This window comes from Streptantibioticus ferralitis, assembly GCF_029223525.1.
GTDB classification, from domain to species: domain Bacteria; phylum Actinomycetota; class Actinomycetes; order Streptomycetales; family Streptomycetaceae; genus Streptantibioticus_A; species Streptantibioticus_A ferralitis.
This window is the reverse complement of record NZ_JARHTQ010000019.1, coordinates 98,278-121,019: the sequence shown is the minus strand read 5'-3', so window position 1 is coordinate 121,019 and position 22,742 is coordinate 98,278. Positions and strand designations below refer to the sequence as shown.

Sequence of the window (22,742 nt, the reverse complement as noted above, 5' to 3'; positions counted from 1 at the left end):
CGAATGAGTGAGTACGCTGAACTGCAGGTCTCAGCACAAGGCCATATATGGCCCTGATATGCAGTCAGCCCTGAGAATATGGCCCCGTTCTTGAGACCCTACACCGCTGTAGGTTCTCAGCGCCCGCGCCATATACCGGCGCCGTGACCTGGGTGTTCTCACGGAACATCTCGCCATGCGGCCCACGCGATTCTCAACTCCGGCCCATATCCGCGCGGTTCGCTCCGGCGGGGCGGGAACGTCCGAGGCGGCGACCAGCGCGTTCTCAGCGCTGACGCCACATGTGTGGTCGATATGGCGTCGCCGCTGAGAATATGGCGCGGATCTTGAGAACCTACACCGCGTCAGACGTTCCCCGCCATGTCCACGAAGCGCGAGTAGTGGCCCTGGAACGCCACGGTGATGGTGGCCGTGGGGCCGTTTCGGTGCTTGGCGACGATGAGGTCGGCTTCGCCCGCGCGCGGGGACTCCTTCTCGTAGGCGTCCTCGCGGTGCAGCAGGATGACCATGTCCGCGTCCTGCTCGATCGAACCCGATTCACGAAGGTCCGAGACCATCGGCTTCTTGTCGGTGCGCTGCTCCGGGCCACGGTTGAGCTGCGAGAGGGCGATGACCGGGACTTCCAGCTCCTTGGCCAGCAGCTTGAGGTTACGGGACATCTCCGAGACCTCCTGCTGGCGGCTCTCGGGTCGGCGTGAGCCGCCGGACTGCATCAGCTGAAGGTAGTCGATGACGACCAGCCGCAGGTCGTTGCGCTGTTTGAGACGGCGGCACTTGGCGCGGATCTCCATCATCGACAGGTTGGGCGAGTCGTCGATGTACAGCGGTCCGGCCGAGACCTCCGGCATGCGGCGGGCCAGCCTGGTCCAGTCGTCGTCGGTCATGTTGCCGGAGCGCATGTGGTGCAGCGCTACCCGCGCCTCGGCGGACAGCAGACGCATCGCGATCTCGTTGCGGCCCATTTCGAGGGAGAAGAAGACGCTGGGCAGGCCGTACTGGATGGAGCAGGAGCGGGCGAAGTCCAGCGCCAGGGTGCTCTTACCCATCGCGGGGCGCGCGGCGACGACGATCATCTGGCCCGGGTGGAGGCCGTTGGTGAGCGCGTCGAGGTCGGTGAAGCCGGTGGGGACGCCGGTCATCTGACCGCTGCGGGAGCCGATCGCCTCGATCTCGTCGAGGGCGCCCTCCATGATCTCGCTCAGTGGGAGGTAGTCCTCCGAGGTGCGCTGCTCGGTGACCGCGTAGATCTCGGCCTGGGCCCGGTTGACGATCTCGTCGACGTCTCCGTCGGCCGCGTACCCCATCTGGGTAATGCGGGTGCCCGCCTCGACCAGTCGGCGCAGGACCGCGCGTTCATGGACGATTTCCGCGTAGTACTCGGCGTTGGCGGCGGTGGGGACCGCGTTGACCAGCGTGTGCAGGTACGCGGCGCCGCCGACCCGGGTGATCTCGCCGCGTTTGGTCAGCTCGGCGGCGAGGGTGATGGGGTCGGCCGGTTCGCCCCTGGCATAGAGGTCGAGGATCGCGGTGTAGATCGTCTCGTGGGCCGGGCGGTAGAAGTCCGCACCCTTGAGCACCTCGACGACATCGGCGATGGCGTCCTTGGAGAGCAGCATGCCGCCGAGCACCGACTGCTCGGCGTCGAGGTCCTGCGGGGGGACCCGCTCGAAGCCGCCTTCTGCCCAACCGCCGCCGTCCCGCCCGTTGTCCCTCGTCCCGTCGCGGCCGCCGTCACGGTCAGTGCGGCGGTAGCGAGCCGCCGGGAGCCGGTCGCCGGGACCGTCGGGGAACGGCGGATCGATCGGCGGTGCGTCCCCCCAGTGGTCGTCCGCGGGCTCAGGCTGGCTCACCCCCGTCACCTCCTCCCGGTCCTTCGGACCCCGGTCCGTGCCCCTCTTTCTTACGGCACGGCTCTGACAAAAAGACACGCGACTCCGCTTGCGGCGCGTCGAGTGCGAGGACCGGACGGAAGGCGGGCGCCGGACTACGGTAGGGCCCCGGCCCCCGTCAGCCAAGATGGTTATCCACAGGCCATGTGGATGAACGACGCAAGGCTGTGGAGAAGCCCGCCAAACCTGTGTACAGGGCGGGGGAAAGCGCTGTGGACAAGACTCCGGCGCCTCGATCACACACCATCTGACCTGCACGTTCATCATCCACTGGCTGTGCAGGAGAAAAACTTTCCCGGTTGGCGCAAGATCACGACAAACGGCGCGGACCCGATCACTCAGCGCCACCAACAGTAATGACCACAAGCGCATTGCATCTATTACCTGTGGAAGATTATCCTAAGCCTGTGAAATCGGCCTCCGAGAGACCCACGACCGCTTCGCGGGAGCGCACCGGCGCTCCCGCGAAGCGCCCGGCCCGGCTCCCCCGGGAGGTCCGGCGACATCATGACCGAGAGATCGTCGCCCTCGCCCTGCCCGCCTTCGGCGCGCTGGTCGCCGAACCCCTCTTCGTCATGGCGGACAGTGCGATCGTCGGCCACCTCGGCACCCCGCAACTGGCCGGTCTCGGCGTCGCGGCCGCCCTGCTGAACACCGCGGTCAACGTCTTCGTGTTCCTGGCGTATGCCACCACGGCCGCCGTCGCCCGTCGGATCGGTGCCGCCGATCCGCGGTCCGCGATCCGCCAGGGCGTCGACGGCATCTGGCTGGCGCTGCTGCTCGGCGCAGCCGTGGTCGCGGTCGTCATCCCCACCGCCCCGCTGCTCACGGAACTCTTCGGCGCCTCAGGCAACGCGACCTCGTACGCCGTGACCTACCTGCGGATCAGTTCGCTGGGCATTCCCGCGATGCTCGTGGTGCTCGCCGCCACCGGTGTACTGCGCGGGCTGCACGACACCCGTACCCCGCTCGTCGTCGCGATCGCGGGCTTCGCCGCCAATGCCGGACTGAACGCCGGACTGGTCTACGGGGCCGGGCTCGGCATCGCCGGATCCGCATGGGGCACCGTCATCGCCCAGTGCGGTATGGCCGCCGCCTACCTCACCGTCGTCATCCGGGGCGCGAAGCGGCATGGCGCGCCACTGCGTCCGGACGCCGCGGGGATCCGCGCCTGCGCCACCGCCGGAGTGCCGCTACTGGTCCGCACACTGAGCCTGCGGGCCATCCTCATGATCGCCACCGCGGTCGCCGCCCGGCTCGGTGATGCCGAGGTCGCCGCGCACCAGATCCTGCTCACCTTGTGGAGCCTGCTGGCCTTCGCGCTCGACGCGATCGCCATCGCGGGCCAGGCCATCATCGGGCGTTATCTGGGTGCCGAGGACGCCTCGGGTGCCCAGGCCGCGTGCCGTCGCATGGTGCAGTGGGGGATCGCCTCCGGCATCCTGCTCGGAGTGCTGGTGGCCGTCTCACGGCCGCTGTTCATCCCGCTGTTCACCAGCGACCCGGTGGTCCATGGGCAACTGCTGCCCGCGCTGCTGGTGGTCGCTGTGACCCAGCCGGTGTCGGGCATCGTCTTCGTACTCGACGGTGTCCTGATGGGCGCGGGCGACGGTCCGTATCTGGCCTGGGCCATGCTCGGGACGCTCGCCGTCTTCGTCCCCGTCGCGCTGGCGGTGCCGGCGCTCGGGGGCGGTCTCACTGCCTTGTGGTGGGCTATGGCGCTGTTCCTGCTGACCCGCCTGGTGTTTCTGTGGCTGCGGGCCCGCTCCGGCCGCTGGGTGGTGACCGGCGCGGTGCGTGCCTGACGGGCGGCGCTGTTTCACGTGAAACAGCGCCGCGGTCACGGTTTCACGTGAAACATCACGGCGAAGGGCCGGCATCCCGATGGGATGCCGGCCCTTTCAAGCGACTCTGCGCGGAGCGCGTCAGGCAGCGACGACCTCGAGGTCGAGCTTGACCGAGACCTCCGGGTGGAGGCTGACGGTCACCTGGTGCGAACCGACGGTCTTGATCGGCGCGACCAGCGCGACACGGCGCTTGTCGACGGCCGGACCACCGGCGTCCTTGATCGCACCGGCGATGTCGGCCGGGGTGACGGAGCCGAAGAGACGGCCAGTGTCACCGGCGCGGGTCGCCAGCTTGATCTTGACGCTCTGCAGCTGCGCCTTGACGGCGTTGGCGTCTTCGAGAGAGGCGATCTCGCGGATCCGGCGCGCACGGCGGATCTGCTCGACGTCCTTCTCGCCACCCTTGGTCCAGCGCATCGCGAAACCGCGCGGGATCAGGTAGTTGCGGGCGTAGCCGTCCTTGACCTCGACGACATCGCCAGCGGCGCCGAGGCCGCTGACCTCGTTGGTGAGGATGATCTTCATGCTTCGGTCACCCTCTCTCAGCGAGCAGTCGAGGTGTAGGGCAGCAGCGCCATCTCACGGCTGTTCTTCACGGCCGTGGCGACGTCACGCTGGTGCTGGGTGCAGTTGCCGGTGACCCGGCGGGCACGGATCTTGCCGCGGTCGGAGATGAACTTCCGCAGCAGGTTCGTGTCCTTGTAGTCGACGTAAGTGACCTTGTCCTTGCAGAACGCGCAGACCTTCTTCTTCGGCTTGCGCGGGGGCGGCTTAGCCATTGTTTCTCTCCACTGTGATCAAGAAGTTTTGTTGCTCGTCGCCCTTAGAAGGGCGGCTCGTCCGAGTAGCCGCCACCGGAGCTTCCGCCCCAGTTGCCACCGCCGCCTTGGCCCTGGCCCTGGCCCTGGCCGGCTGCCGGGGCACTGGTCGCCCACGGGTCGTCGGCCGGTGCGCCGCCACTGGGACCGCCCTGCGGGCCGCCCCAGTTGCCGCCACCCTGACCGCCGCCGTATCCGCCCTGGCCGCCACGACCGGCGGTCTTGGTGACCTTGGCGGTCGCGTTGCGCAGGGAGGCGCCGACCTCGTCGACTTCCAGCTCGTAGACCGTCCGCTTGACGCCCTCGCGGTCCTCGTAGGACCGCTGCTTCAGGCGGCCCTGCACGATGACGCGCATGCCGCGCTGCAGCGACTCGGCCACGTTCTCCGCCGCCTGTCGCCAGACCGAGCACGTGAGGAAGAGGCTCTCGCCGTCCTTCCACTCGTTGGTCTGCCGGTCGAAGGTGCGGGGAGTGGACGCGACACGGAACTTCGCGACCGCCGCACCGGAGGGGGTGAAGCGCAGCTCGGGGTCGTCGACAAGATTGCCGACAACCGTGATGACGGTCTCGCCTGCCATGGTGGGTGACCTCTCGGCGGGTGTGCTGTGCTGCTGGCTGCTCGGTCGCCGTACTCAGCTCTGGCGCTTAAGCGCTCAGTGCATTTCCGGACGGAGGACCTTGGTCCGAAGGACCGACTCGTTCAGGTTGAGCTGACGGTCGAGCTCCTTGACGACCGCGGGCTCAGCGTTGATGTCGAGGACGGAGTAGATACCCTCGGGCTTCTTCTTGATCTCGTAGGCGAGACGACGACGGCCCCAGGTGTCGACCTTCTCAACCTTGCCGCCGCCGTTGCGGATCACGGCAAGGAAGTTCTCGATCAGGGGGGCGACAGAGCGCTCCTCGAGATCGGGGTCGAGGATGACCATCACCTCGTAGTGACGCATGGTGGAACCCACCTCCTTTGGACTCAGCGGCCACGGCGTTTCCGTGGCAGGAGGGTTGCGTTGCGTCGCAACGGTAACGCGCGCACCCGATCCGGCTGGGAGTGCCGGTGGGAGCTACACAGAGACCGGTGCAGACGGTACACACTACCCGCACACCGCCTTCCGCTTGAAATCGTCCAGGGAACCTGGACAATCTGTACACGACGGTTTGCATGGCGCCACGAGGCGCCACCTTCCGCTCACGGAGGTGCCCCATGGCACAGACCTTCCGGCCGCACGGTGTCCTCGCCATCCTGAACACGGACGGCAAGGCCCATCCCAAAGAGAACTCCTTCGTCGCCATCTCGGCCGTACTCGGTGCGGTCGCGATCATCACCTCGATCTTCAGCAACCTGCATCTGCTCACCTCGTGGACCGGCCTGGCCGGAATCTTCATGGGAGCCTACGGGCAGTTCATCTCGGCGACGACGGGCGAGCGCTTCGTCCTCGTGCTCAGCCTTGGCGCGTCAGCGGTGGGCTTCTTCCTGGGCGTGGCCCACGGCGGGCTCTGGGGCGGGATCTAGCGGCGGTTGCGACCGGTCACAGAACGGGCTCTTCCCCTCGCGCAGTAGGCTTCGCCGGGAAGTCCGGTAGAACCTGCAGCGATGGGGAGCGCCCCGAATGAGCCTGACCCTGAGGACCATCAGCCGTGAGCAGCATCTGGCATACATCCAGAGCCTGCCCGCGGCGAGCCACATGCAGGTTCCCGCCTGGGCCGACGTGAAGGCCGAATGGCGCTCCGAGAGCCTGGGCTGGTTCGACAAGAACGGCGAGCTGGTCGGCACCGGCCTGGTGCTCTACCGGCAACTGCCGAAGATCAAGCGTTACTTGGCCTACCTTCCCGAGGGCCCGGTCATCAACTGGTACGCGCCGAACCTTGAGGAGTGGCTGCAGCCGATGCTCGCCCACCTCAAGCAGCAGGGCGCGTTCTCGGTGAAGATGGGCCCGCCGGTGATCATCCGCCGCTGGGACGCCAGCGCGATCAAGACCGGCATCGCCGATGCGGACGTCAAGCGGCTGCGCGACGTCGAGGCCTCCTTCATCGAGCCGCGCGCCTTCGAGGTCGCCGACCGGCTGCGCCGCATGGGCTGGCAGCAGGGCGAGGATGGCGGCGCCGGATTCGGCGACGTACAGCCGCGCTACGTGTTCCAGGTGCCGCTGGAGAACCGCAGCCTGGAGGATGTCCACAAGGGCTTCAACCAGCTGTGGCGCCGCAACATCAAAAAGGCCGAGAAGGCCGGTGTCGAGGTCGTCCAGGGCGGCTACGACCAACTGCCCATCTGGCAGCAGCTGTACGAGGTGACGGCCGAACGCGACCACTTCCGGCCGCGCCCGCTGTCGTACTTCCAGCGGATGTGGACGGCCCTCAACAGCGAGGACCCCAACCGGATGCGGCTGTACTTCGCGATGCACGAGGGCGAGGCGGTCGCGGCCGCCACCATGCTCATCGTCGGCGGCCACGTCTGGTACTCGTACGGCGCCTCCGCCAACCACAAGCGTGAGGTCCGGCCGTCCAACGCCATGCAGTGGCGGATGCTGCGGGACGCCTACGCGCTGGGCGCGAGCGTCTACGACCTGCGGGGCATCAGCGACTCCCTGGACGAGAACGACCACCTCTTCGGTCTGATCCAGTTCAAGGTGGGAACGGGCGGCCAGGCCGCCGAGTACCTGGGCGAATGGGACTTCCCGCTGAACAAGCTGCTCCACAAGGCGCTCGACATCTACATGTCGCGCCGCTGACCCTGCCCCGCCCCCCACTCAAGGAAAGGTCCCGACCCGGCCATGGCGCTCACCCTGTACGTCGACACCGCGCGCTGGCGTGCTCACCAGAAGACCGTGGTGGACCAGTTCCCCGGCATAGTGCCGGTCTGCAAGGGGAACGGCTACGGCTTCGGCCATGAGCGGCTGGCGGACGAGACGACCCGGATGGGCGCCGATCTCCTCGCCGTCGGGACGACCTATGAAGCGGCCCAGATGAAGGACTGGTTCGGCGGCGACCTGCTGGTCCTGACCCCGTACCGGATGGGCGAGGAGCCGGTGCCGCTGCCGGACCGGGTGGTGCGCGGTGTCTCCTCCGTCGAGGGCGTGCGCGCCCTGGTCGGCGCGCGTGTCGTGATCGAGGTCATGAGCACCATGCGAAGGCACGGCGTCTCGCCGGACGACCTGGCCAAGCTGCACGGCGCAATAGACGATGTACGGCTCGAGGGCTTCTCCATCCACCTGCCGCTGGACGGTGTCGAGCGCGCCGTCGAGCCGGTGGAGGAGGTGTTCGGCTGGATGGAGCGGCTGCGCGCCGCCCGGCTCCCGCTGCGCACGATGTTCGTCAGCCATCTGAGTGCGACCCAACTCGCCCAGCTCCAGCAGCAGTTCCCGCAGACGCGGTTCCGCGCCCGGATCGGCACCAATCTGTGGCTGGGCGACCCGGCGGCGCTGGAGTACCGCGGCGCGGTGCTGGACGTCACCCGCGTGTCCAGGGGCGAGCGCTACGGCTACCGGCAGCAGAAGGCCGCCGGAGACGGACACCTGGTGGTGGTGGCCGGTGGTACCTCGCACGGTGTGGGCCTTGAGGCGCCGAAGGCGGTACACGGGGTGATGCCACGGGCGAAGGGCGTCGCGCGGGCCGGACTGGCCACCGTCAACCGGAACCTGTCACCGTTCATCTGGGCGGGCAAGCAGCGGTGGTTCGCCGAGCCCCCGCACATGCAGGTGTCACTGCTCTTCCTGCCCAGCGATGTGGCCCCGCCCGCGGTGGGCGACGAGTTGGTCGCCCACCTGCGGAACACGACCACCCGAGCGGACCGGGTGGTCGAGCGCTGAGCCGTCAGGCGTCGGCGTTCTCCCTGCCCCATTCGACATAACCACTGGTGAACTGGGCGGCGTGTCGCGGCTGATGCGCACGCCGCCCGAGTACGAACACGTCTCGCGCACCGTCCAGCACACCACCGGACGGGTCATCCGAGCCGTCCTGCCGCACGGGGTCCCGCTCCGCCATCAGCACGTCGCGCACGATCACCGCGCACAGGTAGAGCGTGCCGAGCAGATGCAGCGCGATCGCGAAGTCATAACCGCCTTCCGGCAGGCCCTTGTTGTTGCCCCCCGTGGTGTAGGCGAGGTACATCCAGATCCCGAGGAAGTACATGACCTCGCAGGCCTGCCAGACCAGGAAATCCCGCCAGCGCGGCCGGGCCAGCGCGGCGAGCGGGATCAGCCACAGCACGTACTGCGGTGAGTAGACCTTGTTGGTCAGGATGAACGCGGCGACCACCAGGAAGCCGACCTGCGCGAACCGCGGCCTGCGCGGCGCGTACAGGATGAGCGCCGCGATGCCCGCGCACATCAGCAGCATCAGCGCGATGGCGTACGCGTTGGCGCCATCAAGCGGATCGCCGGTCTGCTGCGAGATGATCAGCCAGAGCGAGCCGAAGTCGACGCCGCGCGACTGGCTGTAGGTGTAGAACTTCTCCCAGCCGTCCCAGGCGAAGACCATCACCGGCACATTGACCACCAGCCAGGCGACAGCCGCCCCGCCGAAGGCCTTCCAGTACGCCCGCATCCGCCCGGCCCGCAGACACAGCAGCAGCAAGGGCCCCAGCAGCAGTACGGGATAGAGCTTCGCGGCGGTCGCGAGACCGATCAGCACCCCGGCCGCCACCGGCCGGCTCCGCGCCCACATCAGCATTCCGACGGCGGTGAGCGCCACCGCCAGCAGGTCCCAGTTGATCGTCGCGGTGAGCGCGAAGGCAGGCGACAGCGCGACCAGCAGACCGTCCCACGGGCGACGCCGGTGGGTGCGCGCCACGGCCACCACCGTGACCACCGCGCAGATCAGCAGCATCGCCGCGTTGACCAGCCAGTAGACCTGCTCGCGGTGCACCAGGTCCGAGCCATGGGGGGTGAACCAGGAGGCGATCTCCATGAACAGCCCGGTCAGCACCGGGTATTCGAGGAATCCCATGCCTCCCGAGGTGGCATCGGGGATGTGGTCGAAGTACGGCACCAGGTCGTCGGCGAAGCCGCGGGCGAAGAACAGGTGCGGGATGTCGGAGTAGCAGGCGTGGGTGTACTGGTCGTTCGCCCCGAAGAACCAGCCGCTGTCGTAACACGGCACCTTCTGCACCATGCCGAGCGCAAACATCCCAATGGCGACCAGTGCGAGGACCCGCAGCGGATTCCACCAGCCGCGCCGACCGGTCGTGGCACGCCGCCCGATGGGACCGCCGATCAACTCGCTGCCCGCCTCGGCCAGGGGATCCTCGGCGGTGGGCGGTACGGTCGCGGGCTGCACGGGGGCGGCGCTCTCGTCGTTCTCGCGCGCGGTCGTCATGCCAGACATCCTGCCGTACGAAGCTGAGTGGCGGCCGTGCACGGTGTACGGAAAAGGCCGCGGAGGGCGAGATGCCCTCCGCGGCCATGTTGTCCGGAGTGTCGCGGGCTACCGCGTTTCCGTGATCCGTAGGCGTGGCCACGGATCCCGACGGGCGCCGATCAGCCGCCCGGCCCGCCGAACAACCCTCCGTTGCCGTTGCCCCTGGAGGTGCCGCCTGTGCCGGGCCCAGTGCTCGACGAGGGGCCGCCAGTACCGCCGCCAGGACCGCCACCGGATGTCGTACCGCCCGGCTGGCAGCCCCAGGCCAGCGGACCACAGGAGTCCGAGGGCGATGGGCTCACCGAGGGCGCGTGCGAGGGCGAGGGTGACGTGGACGGCTTCGTGCTCGGGGTGTTCGACGGCGTGGTCGACGGCACCGCGCTCGGGGACGGGCTCGCGCCGTCACCGTAGACCACCGTGCCGATGTCCTGCGGGTGCTCGAAGGTCTGGGCCGGCTGGTCGGCGAGCGCCGTCTTCATGTACTCGGTCCAGATCTCGGTGGGGAAGGAGGCACCGTAGATCTTCTGCAGGCCGCCCACGCCGTACATCTTCAGGAACGTGGGGTTCTTGGACTGGTCGTCCATCCGGTACATGCCGATCGAGGTCGACAACTGCGGCGTGTAGCCGGTGAACCACGCGGACTTGTTGTCGTCGGTGGTACCGGTCTTACCGGCCGCCGGACGGCCGAGCGCCTTGGCGGCGGTGCCGGTTCCGTCCTGGATGACGCCCTGGAGCACATCGGTGACGTTGTCGGCGACCGCCGGGTCGAAGGCCTTCTTGGTCTTGGCCTCGTGCTGGAACTGCACGCCCTTGGAGTCCATGACCTTGGTCACCGAGTAGGGCTCGGCCTGCAGACCGCTCTTGGCGAAGGTCGCGTACGCGTCCGCCATCCGGATCGCGCTGGGCGAGGACGTACCGATCGAGAAGGAGGGGCCGTTGGTGCTGGCCAGGCTGTCCGAGGTCACACCCGCGTCCAGGGCCGACTGCTTGACCTTGTCCAGGCCCACGTCCATGCCGAGCTGGACGTACGTGGAGTTGACCGACTGCTCCATCGCGCTCTTGAGGTCGATGGACTTGAACGACTCGTTGTCGTCGTTCTGCTGCAGCCACTCGTTTCCGTCCTTGTCCTGCCAGACGGAACCGTCGTAGTTGAGCACCTTCCACTTGTTGACGCCGGTGTACTTGCTCTTCGGCGACACCGGTGTGCGCATGGAGGCGGGCTGGTCCGCGGGACCGCTGGGCTTGCGGACACCGTCCCGCATCGCCGCCGCCAGCACGAACGGCTTGAAGGTCGAACCGACCTGGGCACCGGTGTAGTCCGCGTTGTCGGTGAAGTGCTTGAGGTAGTCCTCGCCACCGTAGATCGCGGCGATCGCACCGTCTCCGGGTACCACGGAAGCCCCGCCGAACTGCACGTACTTGTCGGTGTCCGGGCGCAGGTCCGGCCTGATGTTCTTCTTGCGGACGTCATCGACGGCGTTTTGCAGCGCCGTCATGTCCTTCTTGTTGAACGTCGTGTAGATCTGGTAGCCGCCCTGGGCCAGTTTCTGCTGGGTGATGCTGGTGTTGTTGAAGATGTACTTGTCGGCCAGATCAGTCAGATAGCCGATCTGCCCCGCCTTGTCGGTGGACCGCTTGGGCTTCTGCGGCGTCGGGAAGTCCTGGTACTGCTGCCGCTGCTGCTGGTTCATGTCGCCGGTCTTGACCTCGCGGTCGAGCACCTCGCCCCACCGCGCCTTGGCGCGCTGGGTGTTCAGCTCGGGCGTCGCGTTGTCACCGACGCCGCCCGCCGGGTCGTACAGGTTCGGTCCGTTCAGCACGGCGGCCAGGAAGGCGGCCTGCTCCGGCTTGAGCGCGTTGGCGTTGACACCGTAGTACGCCTGTGAGGCGGCCTGGATGCCGTAGGCGCCGCGACCGTAGTAGGCGGTGTTGAGGTAGCCGGCGAGGATGTCCGGCTTCGACACCTTGACGCCCACCTTGATCGAGATCATCAGCTCCTTGAGCTTGCGGGTGACCGTCTGCGACTGGTCCAGGTAGGTGTTCTTCACATACTGCTGGGTGATGGTCGAGCCACTCTGGGTCTCGCCGCCTCTGGCCATGTTCACCACCGCGCGCAGGATGCCCTGGGGGTCCACACCGTGGTCGGTGTAGAACGAGGCGTTCTCCATCGAGATCACCGCGTTCTGCATCGACTTGGAGATCTGGTCCAGCGGGACGATCTGCCGGTTGAGGTCACCGCCGCCCGACACCACCATGCGCGAGCCGTCAGCCCAGTAGTAGACGTTCTTCTGCGTCTTGGAGGCGAGACTCGCGCTCGGCACGCTGACCATCGCGTAGGCGACGGCGACGAGGCCGACCAGCGTGCCGAGGAACACGACGCAGATCGCCGAGATCTGCTTGAAGGACGGCATCCAGCGGCGCCAGCCGCTCTTACCCCAGCGCGGGTAGTCGATGAAGCGCTTCGGCCGTTCGCCGCCCGGGCCACCGGTGCCCCGTCGGCCGCCGCCACGCCCTCCGGCGCCGCCGCCCCCGGCAGCGGCGGTACGGCGGCGACCGCCACTCTGTGCCGCCCGCCGGGCCTCCGCCCGGCTTCCGTACGACTGCTCCGCGGCGTCCTCACCACGGGGTCCGGCCGCGGACGGTCCTCGCGTTCCGTACGCGTCTGAACCACCGCGTGGTGGTGTGTCCCGCCTTCCCGGGGAGGGGGGCGGGGACGGCTGGGCTCCGCGCCGTGGCGCGGCTCGCCCGCCGCCGTTCGGCTGCGGCGGCTTTCGGCGGTGCTCGCTCATGGTTCCAGCTACTCCTCGGGCAGGCGGTCTCGCCTGAAGGTCGCAGTTGACTTCCGGTCCCCCCGGATTGCGGCCCCGCCGGGCCACACGGCACCCAGGACCATGACGCTTGCTGGCGCCACACGGTTCCCGTTGGTTTGCATGGCGAACAGAGTACGCACCGTCAAAACCTGAACTACCTCAACCTTCGCCGCATAACGGACAGTTGACAGCTCACGAACCTTCTCTCAAGCGCCGGATGTGACGCCGTTCACGATGCCATGTCTTGCGGGATCAAGATGACCGTTCTATCGTCGCGATGTATCGACTCGATACATCAGAACGAGATAAAGAAGATCCTTACAGCACGGACAGCAGGTACGGACGGGACCACCACGGCTGGCCAAGAGCCAAGGAGGCGAGGATGAGCAGGCGCTCCGGCGTCCTCGAATTCGCGGTCCTGGGGCTGCTCCGGGAGTCGCCGATGCACGGTTACGAGCTGCGCAAGCGGCTCAATACCTCACTCGGAGTCTTCCGCGCCTTCAGCTACGGCACCCTCTATCCGTGTCTGAAGGCGCTGGTCACCCAGGGCTGGCTGACCGAGGAGAGCGCTCTGGACGATCCGCTCGCCGCGCCGCTCGCCGGCCGACGGGCGAAGATTGTCTACCGGCTGACCGCCGCTGGGAAGGAGCACTTCGAGGATCTGCTGGCTCAGACCGGACCGGACTCCTGGGAGGACGAGCAGTTCGGCGTGCGCTTCGCCTTCTTCGGCCACACCGAACGGGATGTACGGATGCGGGTGCTCGAAGGGCGCCGTAGCCGCCTGGAGGAACGGCTGGAGAAGATGCGTGCCTCGCTGGCGCGCACCCGCGAACGGCTCGACGACTACACCCTCGAGCTGCAACGGCACGGCATGGAGTCGGTGGAGCGCGAGGTCCGCTGGCTCAACGAACTGATCGAGACAGAGCGGGCGGGCCGAGGCCGCGCCAAGGGCCGCCCCGCCGACCAAGGTCGCGACGATACGGATCCGACCGACACCACCAAATGAGGCCCCGCACACGTAGGGGCCCCATCGAGCAATCGAGTACACAGGGAGCAACCGGAATGGGTTCGGTTCGCGTAGCCATTGTCGGCGTGGGCAACTGCGCCGCGTCGCTGGTGCAGGGCGTCGAGTACTACAAGGACGCCGACCCGGACAGCCGCGTGCCCGGCCTGATGCACGTGCAGTTCGGCGACTACCACGTCCGTGACGTGGAGTTCGTGGCCGCCTTCGACGTCGATGCGAAGAAGGTCGGTCTTGACCTCGCGGACGCCATCGGCGCCAGCGAGAACAACACCATCAAGATCTGCGACGTCCCGCAGACCGGTGTCACGGTCCAGCGGGGCCACACTCTGGACGGCCTCGGGAAGTACTACCGGCAGACCATCGAGGAGTCGCCGGACGCCCCGGTGGACGTGGTGCAGGTCCTGAGGGACAACCAGGTCGACGTTCTGGTCTGCTACCTCCCGGTGGGTTCCGAGGACGCCGCGAAGTTCTACGCCCAGTGCGCCATCGACGCCAAGGTCGCGTTCGTCAACGCCCTGCCGGTCTTCATCGCCGGTACGAAGGAGTGGGCGGACAAGTTCACCGAGGCTGGCGTGCCGATCGTCGGCGACGACATCAAGTCCCAGGTGGGCGCCACCATCACGCACCGTGTGATGGCCAAGCTGTTCGAGGACCGCGGCGTCATCCTGGACCGCACGATGCAGCTCAACGTCGGCGGCAACATGGACTTCAAGAACATGCTCGAGCGTGAGCGCCTGGAGTCCAAGAAGATCTCCAAGACGCAGGCCGTCACCTCGCAGATCCCGGACCGCGACCTGGGCGAGAAGAACGTCCACATCGGCCCGTCCGACTACGTTGCCTGGCTGGACGACCGCAAGTGGGCGTACGTCCGCCTCGAGGGCCGTGCCTTCGGCGACGTCCCGCTGAACCTGGAGTACAAGCTCGAGGTCTGGGACTCCCCGAACTCGGCGGGCGTCATCATCGACGCGCTGCGCGCCGCGAAGATCGCCAAGGACCGCGGCATCGGCGGCCCGATCCTCTCCGCGTCCTCCTACTTCATGAAGTCCCCGCCGGTTCAGTACTTCGACGACGAGGCCCGCGACAACGTCGAGAAGTTCATCAAGGGTGACGTCGAGCGCTAGGACAACTGGCGCCGTGCGCTAGCGACTCGCGGCGCCTGGCCAGCGAGCCTGGGTGCCGCACCAGCGGACGCAGCGCCCGCGCCGGCCAGGCGCGGGACCGCGGCCAGCGAGCCCAAAAACTAAGCGCTGGCAACGCATCGGCAACGTCTTGATCGCAGGCCCCCGGACAATCCGTCCGGGGGCCTGGCGCTTGTGTGAGGCTGTCGGCATGGCCGTCGTACGGGATCTTCGCGTGCTGCTGCGGTTCCGCGATTTCCGGCGGCTGCTGGTGGTACGCCTGCTCTCGCAGCTGTCCGACGGCGTGTACCAGATCGCGCTCGCCGCCTATGTGGTCTTCACCCCGGAACGACAGGCCTCACCCGCGGCGATCGCCGCCGCGATGGCCGTGCTGCTGCTGCCGTACTCGCTGCTCGGGCCGTTCACCGGCGTGCTGCTCGACCGCTGGCGCAGGAGGCAGGTGCTGCTCTACGGCAACCTTCTGCGCGCCGTGCTCGCAGCGGGCACCGCCGCGTTGATCCTCACCCATGTGCCCGACTGGGTGTTCTACCTGTCCGCGCTCTCCGTCACCGCCGTCAACCGCTTCATCCTGGCCGGGCTGTCCGCCGCGCTTCCCCGCGTGGTGGACCGAGAGCGATTGGTGGTCGCCAACTCGCTATCCCCGACAGCGGGAACCATCGCCGCCACCGCGGGCGGCGGAGCGGCCTTCATCGTTCACCTCTGGATGGCGGCGGGCGTCGGATCCGACGCCTTGGTCGTCGGGCTGGCGGCGCTGCTCTACCTGTGCGCCGGGCTGTCCGCCCGGACGATGCCGCCCGATCTCCTCGGCCCCGACCCCGATCTCCTTCAGCCACGGATCGGCGCGGCTGTGGCCAGCACGGTACGCGGACTGTTCGAGGGGCTGCGGCACTTGGCGAAGCGTCGCCCGGCGGCGTACGCGATGGGCGCCATAACGGTGCTGCGCTTCTGCTACGGGGCGCTGACCGTGACGCTGCTGATGCTGTGCCGGTACTCCTGGGCCGCGCCTTCGGACACCTCCGGGGGTCTGGCGCTGCTCGGGCTCGCGGTCGGTGTCTCCGGCGCGGGCTTCTTCGTGGCCGCGATCATCACGCCATGGGGTACGGGCCGGTTCGGTATCGCGGGCTGGATCACGGTGTGCGCCGCTGCCGCCACGGTCCTGGAGCCCGCGCTCGGTCTGCCGTTCAGTCCGGCGCCGATGCTGGTCGCGGCGTTCCTGCTCGGGATCACCACTCAGGGCGCGAAGATCGCCACCGACACTGTCGTCCAGGCCTCCGTGGATGACGCCTACCGCGGCCGTGTCTTCTCGCTCTACGACGTCTTCTTCAATGTCGCGTTCGTCGGCTCGGCCGCGATCGCCGCGGTGATGCTGCCGCCGGACGGCCGCTCACCACTGCTGCTCATCTTGATCGCAGTGCTGTACGGAACTGTCGCCACCGGGATGGCCCTGCTGCGCCAGCGGTGAGGAGCGCTGCGATGTTTCACGTGAAACACGACGGCGGCCCGGCGCCATGTTTCACGTGAAACACAGCATCGGGGGACACCGCGTTTCACGTGAAACATCGCACCGGACCGCCTGGGTGCCATGCCGTGGCTACTGCTGCCCGGCCCACCATTCCTTGAGGGCCGCCACGGCGTCATCGTGGGCCATCGGGCCGTTCTCCAGCCGCAGTTCGAGCAGGTACTTGTACGCCTTGCCGACTTCCGGACCCGCCGGAACCCCCAGGATCTCCATGATCTGGTTGCCGTTGAGGTCCGGCCGGATGGCGTCCAGTTCCTCCCGCTCCTGCAACTGCGCGATCCGCTCCTCCAGGGAGTCGTAGGTACGCGCCAGCGCCACGGCCTTCTTCTTGTTGCGGGTCGTGCAGTCCGAGCGGGTCAGCTTGTGCAGCCGGTCCAGCAGCGGCCCGGCATCCCGGACGTAGCGCCGTACCGCGGAGTCCGTCCACTCGCCGCTGCCGTAGCCATGGAACCGCAGGTGCAGTTCGACCAGCTTCGAGACGTCCTTGACGATGTCGTTCGAGTACTTGAGCTTGGTCAGCCGGGACTTGGTCATCTTCGCGCCCACCACCTCGTGATGGTGGAAGGAGACCCGCCCATCCGGCTCGAACCGCCGCGTCTTGGGCTTGCCGATGTCGTGCAACAGCGCTGCCAGGCGCAGTACGAGATCAGGGCCCTCCGTCTCCAGGGCGATCGCCTGCTCCAGCACCGTCAGGCTGTGCTCGTAGACGTCCTTGTGCCGGAAGTGCTCATCGCGCTCCAGCCGCAGCGCGGGGAGCTCGGGGATGACCCGCTGCGCCAGCCCCGTCTCCACCAGCAGCCGAAGGCCCTCGCGCGGGCAGTCGCTGAGGATGAGCTTGTTCAGCTCGTCGTGCACCCGCTCCGCCGACACGATGTCGAGGCGGTCAGCCATCTCCTTCATCGCGGCAACCACTTCAGGGGCCACATCGAAGTTCAGCTGCGCCGCGAAGCGTGCCGCACGCATCATCCGCAGCGGATCGTCGGAGAAGGACTGCTGCGGGGTACCCGGCGTACGCAGGACCCGCTCGGCCAGGTCCTGAAGACCACCGTAGGGATCGACGAACTCGATGCCCGGCAGCGCGACCGCCATCGCGTTCACCGTGAAGTCCCGGCGCACCAGGTCCTGCTCGATCGTGTCGCCGTAGGAGACCTCGGGCTTGCGCGAGTTCCGGTCGTAGGCCTCCGACCGGTACGTCGTCACCTCGATCTGGAAGTCGTTCCCCTCAGCGTCCGACTTGCGGCAGCCCACGGTGCCGAAGGCGATGCCGACCTCCCACACGGCGTCCGCCCAGCCGCGCACGATCTTCAGCACCTGCTCGGGGCGGGCGTCCGTGGTGAAGTCCAGGTCGTTGCCGAGCCGGCCCAACAACGCGTCCCGGACCGACCCGCCGACCAGGGCGAGCTTGAACCCGGCCTGCTGGAAACGCCGGCCTAGGTCGTCGGCGACCGGCGATACGCGCAGCAGCTCACCCACTGCACGGCGCTGGGCCTGATTCAGTGCGCTGGCTTCCGCGGAGGGCGAGGATTGAGAGACATTGTTGGCGTTCGGCACAACAGAACAGAATACGTGGCCGCCGAGGGCACGTCCGCCAGGTTTCCCGGCCCCCCTGGTTGATCTTGGAGAGTACTCCGCAGCACTTACCCTCAGCAGCCATCGTTACCATGCCAGGACGCACATCCGATGGCGACGAGAGACGGACGGACGAGCGCGTGGGCGAGGCGGCACGGCACCCCGGAACCACCCCTGCTCGTTCTTGGCTGCGCCGCGCCGCGGCAACGCTGGTCGGCGCCGCCCTCCTGACCGGTCTCGTACAGCTTCCCGCGGCGACCAGCGCGTACGCGGACGGGGCGAGCGGCTCCAGCACCGCGGAACTCGACGTGGACTCCCTGAGCCCCGCCACACCGACCAAGAACGACACGCTCACCATCAGCGGCACCATCACCAACAACGGCGACGAGACCATCGCCAACGCCCACGTCGGCCTGCGGCTGGCCGCCAGCGGCCCGCTGGCCAGCCGCAGCGCCATAAGCAACACCGAGGCGAGCGGCGGCTTCTCCTCGCTCGACGGTGGCGAGGTCCCGGGCCACAGTGCGAACCTCCCGGACATCCCCCCACATATCAGCCTCCCCTTCACCCTCGATGTACCGGTAAGCGCACTCGGTCTGGGGAACGACGGCGTCTACCAGCTCGGTGTGACCGCGTCCGGCAGCACCAAGGACGCCAACTACCAGCACGTTCTCGGCATCAAGCGGACCTTCCTGCCCTGGTACTCCCAAGCCGGCGGGCAGAAGACCAAGACCACCTTCCTGTGGCCGCTGATCGATCGCCCGCATATGGACATCCGCACCCCGGGCGACGATCAGCAGTCGCCGCTCTTCCGCGACGACGACCTCGCGGCGGAGCTGGCGCCGGGCGGCCGACTCGAACAGATGGTGTCGATCGCCAAGGGCCTGCCGGTGACCTGGGTCATCGACCCGGACCTGCTCGCCACCGTGGACGCGATGACCAAGCCGTACAAGGTCCTGGGGCCGGGCGGGGACCCCAAGCAGACCACGCCGGGAAGCGGCACCGAGTACGCCAAGCAGTGGCTCAACGAGCTCCAGAACGCCATCCAGGGCGATGAGGTGGTCGCCCTGCCGTTCGGTGACCCGGACATCGCCTCCATCGCGCACCATGGCAAGGACGTCTCCGGGACGATCGGCCACCTCAAGGCCGCCACCGACCTGGCCGCCGTGACGGTGCAGACGGTGCTGGGGGTCACTCCGCGGACCGACTTCGCCTGGCCCGCGGACGGCGCCGTCGACCCGTCGATCGTCGGGGTGGCGACGGCGGGGGGCGCCGACAAACTCATCGCCCGCAGCGACAGCCTGCGCGAGACGGGATCGCTGGGCTACACCCCGTCCGCCGCCCGCCCCATCGGTGGCGGGACCACGGCGGTCGTCGCCGACAGTTCGCTGTCCAAAGCGTTCATGAGTGATCTGACACGGGCCGACAGCTCGACGCTGGCCGTCCAGAAGTTCCTCGCCCAGTCCCTGATGATCAACCAGCAGGCGCCAGAGCAGCAGCGGAGCGTCGTCGTCGCCCCGCAGCGGATGCCCACCACGAGCCAGGCGCAGGCCATGGCCGCGGCGATCTCCGCCAGCCGTTCCGGTGGCTGGACCGACCCGGCCAGCCTCAGCGCCGCCGCCAAGGCCACCCCCGACCCGGGGGCGAACCAGTCCGTGCCCGGCGGTGACGCCTATCCCGCCACGCTCCGGCGGCAGGAACTGTCCATTGACGCCTTCCGGCAGATCCAGTCCGTCCAGGACTCGCTCAACAGCTTCCTGGTGATCCTTTCCCGCAAGGACCGCGTCACCACCCCGTTCGGCACCGCGGTACTGCGCTCGATGTCGACCCAGTGGCGTGGCGACACGGACAACGCCTGGTCCTTCCGCGGCGATGTCGCGTCCTATCTGAGCGGTCTCACCCAGGACGTGCGCATCATCGACAAGAAGTCGATCACCCTTTCCGGGCGCAGTGCGACGATCCCGGTGACCGTCCAGAACAGCCTCGCCCAGCAGGTCACAGGGTTGGAGCTACGTCTCACCTCCAACCAGAACAACCGCCTCGACGTGGGTGCACCGCAGACCGTGGACATCGACGGCGGTCACAACCGCTCGCTGAAGTTCCGGACGACCGCCAGCGCCAATGGCAAGACCTGGGTGTCGGCACAGCTGTTCACCACCGACGGCACCCCCTATGGCCAGCCCATGGTCTTCCAGGTGAATGTCACCTCAATCACCGACACCGTGATGCTCGTGATCGCCGGCGGACTGCTGCTGCTCGTCCTGGCCGGTGTCCGGATGTACCGGCAGCGAAAGCGCCGGGCGCTTCGCGAGGCCGAAAGCCGGGACGCCGGACCGGACGCATCGCAGAGCGGCTGCGGGGGAGACGTCGAGAGCAGCGGTACGGTCCCCGAGCAGCCGGGTGACCCGGCCGCGGACACCGCAGCGCAAAGCCCGGGCGACCGGGCACCGGGTGAGAAGGTGGACAGATAGCCAGGGGCAGGGCCTGGGCCGGAAACCTTAAGGTGGGGCAGTGATGAACGCGCCGTACGACGGAGAGCGTGACCGGGCGTCGTCGTACGACGACGCGACGGCCGCGAGCCCGCCGCCTCCGCCCGAGCACCGCTCCGGTCCCAGCCCCTACCCGCCGGAGATGTACGCCCAGAACCCGTACGCCCAGCAGGGCCCGGCACCAGAGGCCCGCTACGACCGGCCCGCGCCGCCCCCAGCGCCGTCGGGGCAGCCGCCGTACCCGCCGCAGGCCTACCAGCCCGCGCCGCAGCCCCCCGCCGACCCCCGGCAGTGGGCGCCACAGCCTCACCGCCAGCCGGACGGCCAGCCGCAGCAGTCTCCGTACGCCGCCGTCCCGGCGAACCCGTACGCGGGCGACGGCGGGCCGGCCCAGGCCCAGCAGCAGCCGGGCGAGGACCCGTACGCGCACTTCTTCCGCGACCAGCACGGCGCCGCCACCCAGCAGCAGCAGGCGTTCGGCTACCCGGACTACACCGACGCCCCCGACGAACCGGCGCCGGAGTCCGTCGCGGCCGAGGCCCCCGAGCCGGAGGCCACCCGCTCCGGGGGCCGCGCGAGCAGCCTGCTCAAGTCCAGCGCGCTGATGGCCGCGGGAACGCTGGTCTCACGGCTCACCGGATTCCTGCGCACCCTCGTCATCGGCGGTGCCATCGGCGTCTCGACGCTCAACGACAGCTACCAGGTCGCCAACACCCTGCCGACGATGATCTACATCCTGGTCGGCGGCGGCGCGCTCAACGCGGTGTTCATCCCGCAGCTGGTGCGGGCGATGAAGAACGACGAGGACGGCGGCGAGGCCTACGCCAACCGCCTGCTGACCCTCGTCGTGGTGGGTTTGGCCGCCGTCACCACGGTGATGGTGCTAGGCGCGCCGGTCCTGGTGCGGTTGATGTCGGACAAGATCGCTTCCGACCCGGTGACGATGAACATCGCCGTGGCCTTCACCCGCTACTGCCTGCCGACCATGTTCTTCATGGGCGTGCACGTCGTTCTCGGACAGATCCTCAACGCCCGCGGACGGTTCGGCGCGATGATGTGGACCCCTGTCCTGAACAACATCGTCGTCATCGCCACTTTCGGCGCCTTCATCTGGGTGTACGGCACGGCCCGCACATCCGGGGTGGACGCCTCCTCGATCTCCCCCGAGGGCGTACGACTCCTCGGCATCGGCACCCTGCTGGGCCTTGCGGTCCAGGCACTGGCCATGATCCCGTACCTGCGGGAGTCGGGCCTACGCATCCGGCCGCGCTTCGACTGGCGCGGGCACGGCCTCGGCCATGCCGCCAAGCTCGCCAAGTGGACGTTCTTCTTCGTCCTGGCCAACCAGGCGGGCATGGTGGTCGTCACCCAGCTCGCCACCTGGGCGGGTGCGGTCGCTGACAAGCAAGGCCACCCCGGCACCGGTATCACCGCCTACAACTACGCGCTGCTGCTGTGGCAGATGCCCCAGGCGATCATCACGGTCTCGGTGATGACCGCGGTTCTGCCGCGCATCTCCCGTGCCGCGGCCGACGGGGACGCTCCGGCGGTGCGCGACGACCTCTCGTACGGACTGCGGACATCGGCCGTCGCGATCGTCCCGTGCGCGTTCACCTTCCTCGCGCTCGGCGTTCCGCTGGCCACCCTGATGTACTCCAGCTCCGGTGAAGCGGGCGCGCGCAACATCGGCTACGTCCTGATGGCGTTCGGCCTCGGGCTGATCCCGTACTCGGTGCAGTACGTCGTCCTGCGCGGCTTCTACGCCTACGAGGACACCCGCACGCCCTTCTACAACACGGTGATCGTCGCGATCGTCAACGCGGCGGCCTCCGGCCTATGCTTCCTCACGCTCCCCGCCCGCTGGGCCGTCGTCGGCATGGCCGCCTCCTACGGCCTCGCCTACGTCGTCGGTGTGGGTGTCGCGGTGAAGCGACTGGGCAAGCGGCTCGGCGGCGACCTGGACGGGTCGCACATCGTCCGGACCTACGCCCGCCTCATCGGCGCCAGCCTCCCGGCGGCTCTGCTCGGTGGAGCCGCCGCCTACTGGATCGGTGGAATGCTCGGTGACGGTTTCTTCGGCTCGCTCGCCGCGCTGGTCGGCGGCGGCATCATTCTGCTAGGGGTCTTCTATGTAGCAGCTCGACGGATGCGCATCGAAGAATTGACAGCGATGGTCGGTATGGTGCGCGGGCGGCTGGGCCGCTGACACAGCGTCCGCGGGCAACCATCCCGCGCCGTCGCGTGTCGTGCATAGCGGCGGACTGTGGGCACAATTGTCTTTGGCTTTGATAC

General features: G+C 68.2%; 17 protein-coding genes. 9 read left to right on the top strand and 8 right to left on the bottom strand.

The genetic code is table 11. The features are described from left to right. Positions 1-344: 344 nt before the first annotated feature. Positions 345-1,850: a replicative DNA helicase gene (gene dnaB / locus P2L57_RS25820; protein WP_372515915.1), complete on the bottom strand. Its 1,506-nt coding sequence runs from the start codon at positions 1,848-1,850 to the stop codon at positions 345-347. A 410-nt stretch (positions 1,851-2,260) separates the two neighbouring features. Here dnaB and P2L57_RS25815 point away from each other — a divergent pair, with 410 nt between their 5' ends. Continuing rightward, positions 2,261-3,694 carry an MATE family efflux transporter gene (locus P2L57_RS25815; protein WP_372515919.1) on the top strand — a complete coding sequence of 478 codons (1,434 nt, stop codon included), beginning with the start codon at positions 2,261-2,263 and terminating at the stop codon, positions 3,692-3,694. Positions 3,695-3,814: 120 nt separating this feature from the next. On the opposite strand, the gene rplI is transcribed toward P2L57_RS25815, so the two are convergent. The 4 genes from rplI to rpsF form a co-directional block, all read right to left on the bottom strand. Next, entirely contained in the window at positions 3,815-4,261 is a 447-nt protein-coding gene (rplI, locus tag P2L57_RS25810; protein WP_275818458.1) for a 50S ribosomal protein L9, read from the bottom strand. Positions 4,262-4,278: 17 nt separating this feature from the next. Then, positions 4,279-4,515, bottom strand: coding sequence for a 30S ribosomal protein S18 (gene rpsR / locus P2L57_RS25805; RefSeq protein WP_014143881.1), 237 nt, complete (start codon positions 4,513-4,515; stop codon positions 4,279-4,281). A 44-nt stretch (positions 4,516-4,559) separates the two neighbouring features. Further along, entirely contained in the window at positions 4,560-5,132 is a 573-nt protein-coding gene (locus P2L57_RS25800) for a single-stranded DNA-binding protein (RefSeq protein ID WP_275818457.1), read from the bottom strand. Between the two features lie 75 nt (positions 5,133-5,207). Further along, the gene (gene rpsF / locus P2L57_RS25795) at positions 5,208-5,498 is read right to left on the bottom strand and encodes a 30S ribosomal protein S6 (RefSeq protein WP_275818456.1); all 291 of its coding nucleotides are present in this window, start codon (positions 5,496-5,498) and stop codon (positions 5,208-5,210) included. A gap of 254 nt (positions 5,499-5,752) precedes the next feature. On the opposite strand from rpsF, the gene P2L57_RS25790 reads away from it, so the two are divergent. From P2L57_RS25790 to P2L57_RS25780, 3 genes are all read left to right on the top strand, one after another. Beyond that, a complete protein-coding gene (locus P2L57_RS25790; protein WP_275818455.1) occupies positions 5,753-6,061 on the top strand; it encodes a hypothetical protein in 309 nt (102 codons plus the stop codon). A gap of 97 nt (positions 6,062-6,158) precedes the next feature. Next, entirely contained in the window at positions 6,159-7,277 is a 1,119-nt protein-coding gene (locus P2L57_RS25785) for a lipid II:glycine glycyltransferase FemX (protein WP_275818454.1), read from the top strand. 42 nt (positions 7,278-7,319) lie between these two features. Next, positions 7,320-8,354, top strand: coding sequence for an alanine racemase (locus P2L57_RS25780; RefSeq protein ID WP_275818453.1), 1,035 nt, complete (start codon positions 7,320-7,322; stop codon positions 8,352-8,354). Positions 8,355-8,358: 4 nt separating this feature from the next. Here P2L57_RS25780 and P2L57_RS25775 read toward each other — a convergent pair whose 3' ends face one another. Together P2L57_RS25775 and P2L57_RS25770 are read right to left on the bottom strand one after the other, a co-directional pair. Beyond that, positions 8,359-9,861, bottom strand: a complete 1,503-nt coding sequence (locus tag P2L57_RS25775) for a glycosyltransferase family 87 protein (protein ID WP_275818452.1) — start codon at positions 9,859-9,861, stop codon at positions 8,359-8,361. A gap of 161 nt (positions 9,862-10,022) precedes the next feature. Further along, on the bottom strand, positions 10,023-12,692 hold the full coding sequence (locus P2L57_RS25770) for a transglycosylase domain-containing protein (RefSeq protein WP_275818451.1): 2,670 nt from the start codon (positions 12,690-12,692) through the stop codon (positions 10,023-10,025). Between the two features lie 403 nt (positions 12,693-13,095). Between P2L57_RS25770 and P2L57_RS25765 the strand changes: the two genes are divergently transcribed. From P2L57_RS25765 to P2L57_RS25755, 3 genes are all read left to right on the top strand, one after another. Then, positions 13,096-13,719 (top strand): PadR family transcriptional regulator, encoded by a 624-nt coding sequence (locus tag P2L57_RS25765; RefSeq protein ID WP_275818450.1) that lies wholly within the window; start codon positions 13,096-13,098, stop codon positions 13,717-13,719. Between the two features lie 56 nt (positions 13,720-13,775). Then, positions 13,776-14,858 (top strand): inositol-3-phosphate synthase, encoded by a 1,083-nt coding sequence (locus tag P2L57_RS25760; protein ID WP_275818449.1) that lies wholly within the window; start codon positions 13,776-13,778, stop codon positions 14,856-14,858. 208 nt (positions 14,859-15,066) lie between these two features. Beyond that, positions 15,067-16,338: an MFS transporter gene (locus P2L57_RS25755; RefSeq protein ID WP_275818448.1), complete on the top strand. Its 1,272-nt coding sequence runs from the start codon at positions 15,067-15,069 to the stop codon at positions 16,336-16,338. A gap of 129 nt (positions 16,339-16,467) precedes the next feature. Here P2L57_RS25755 and P2L57_RS25750 read toward each other — a convergent pair whose 3' ends face one another. Beyond that, the gene (locus P2L57_RS25750; protein WP_275818447.1) at positions 16,468-17,946 is read right to left on the bottom strand and encodes a CCA tRNA nucleotidyltransferase; all 1,479 of its coding nucleotides are present in this window, start codon (positions 17,944-17,946) and stop codon (positions 16,468-16,470) included. Between the two features lie 110 nt (positions 17,947-18,056). Here P2L57_RS25750 and P2L57_RS25745 point away from each other — a divergent pair, with 110 nt between their 5' ends. Together P2L57_RS25745 and murJ are read left to right on the top strand one after the other, a co-directional pair. Continuing rightward, the gene (locus P2L57_RS25745) at positions 18,057-20,432 is read left to right on the top strand and encodes a DUF6049 family protein (RefSeq protein WP_275818446.1); all 2,376 of its coding nucleotides are present in this window, start codon (positions 18,057-18,059) and stop codon (positions 20,430-20,432) included. A 43-nt stretch (positions 20,433-20,475) separates the two neighbouring features. Beyond that, entirely contained in the window at positions 20,476-22,656 is a 2,181-nt protein-coding gene (gene murJ / locus P2L57_RS25740) for a murein biosynthesis integral membrane protein MurJ (RefSeq protein WP_275818445.1), read from the top strand. Positions 22,657-22,742 lie beyond the last annotated feature (86 nt).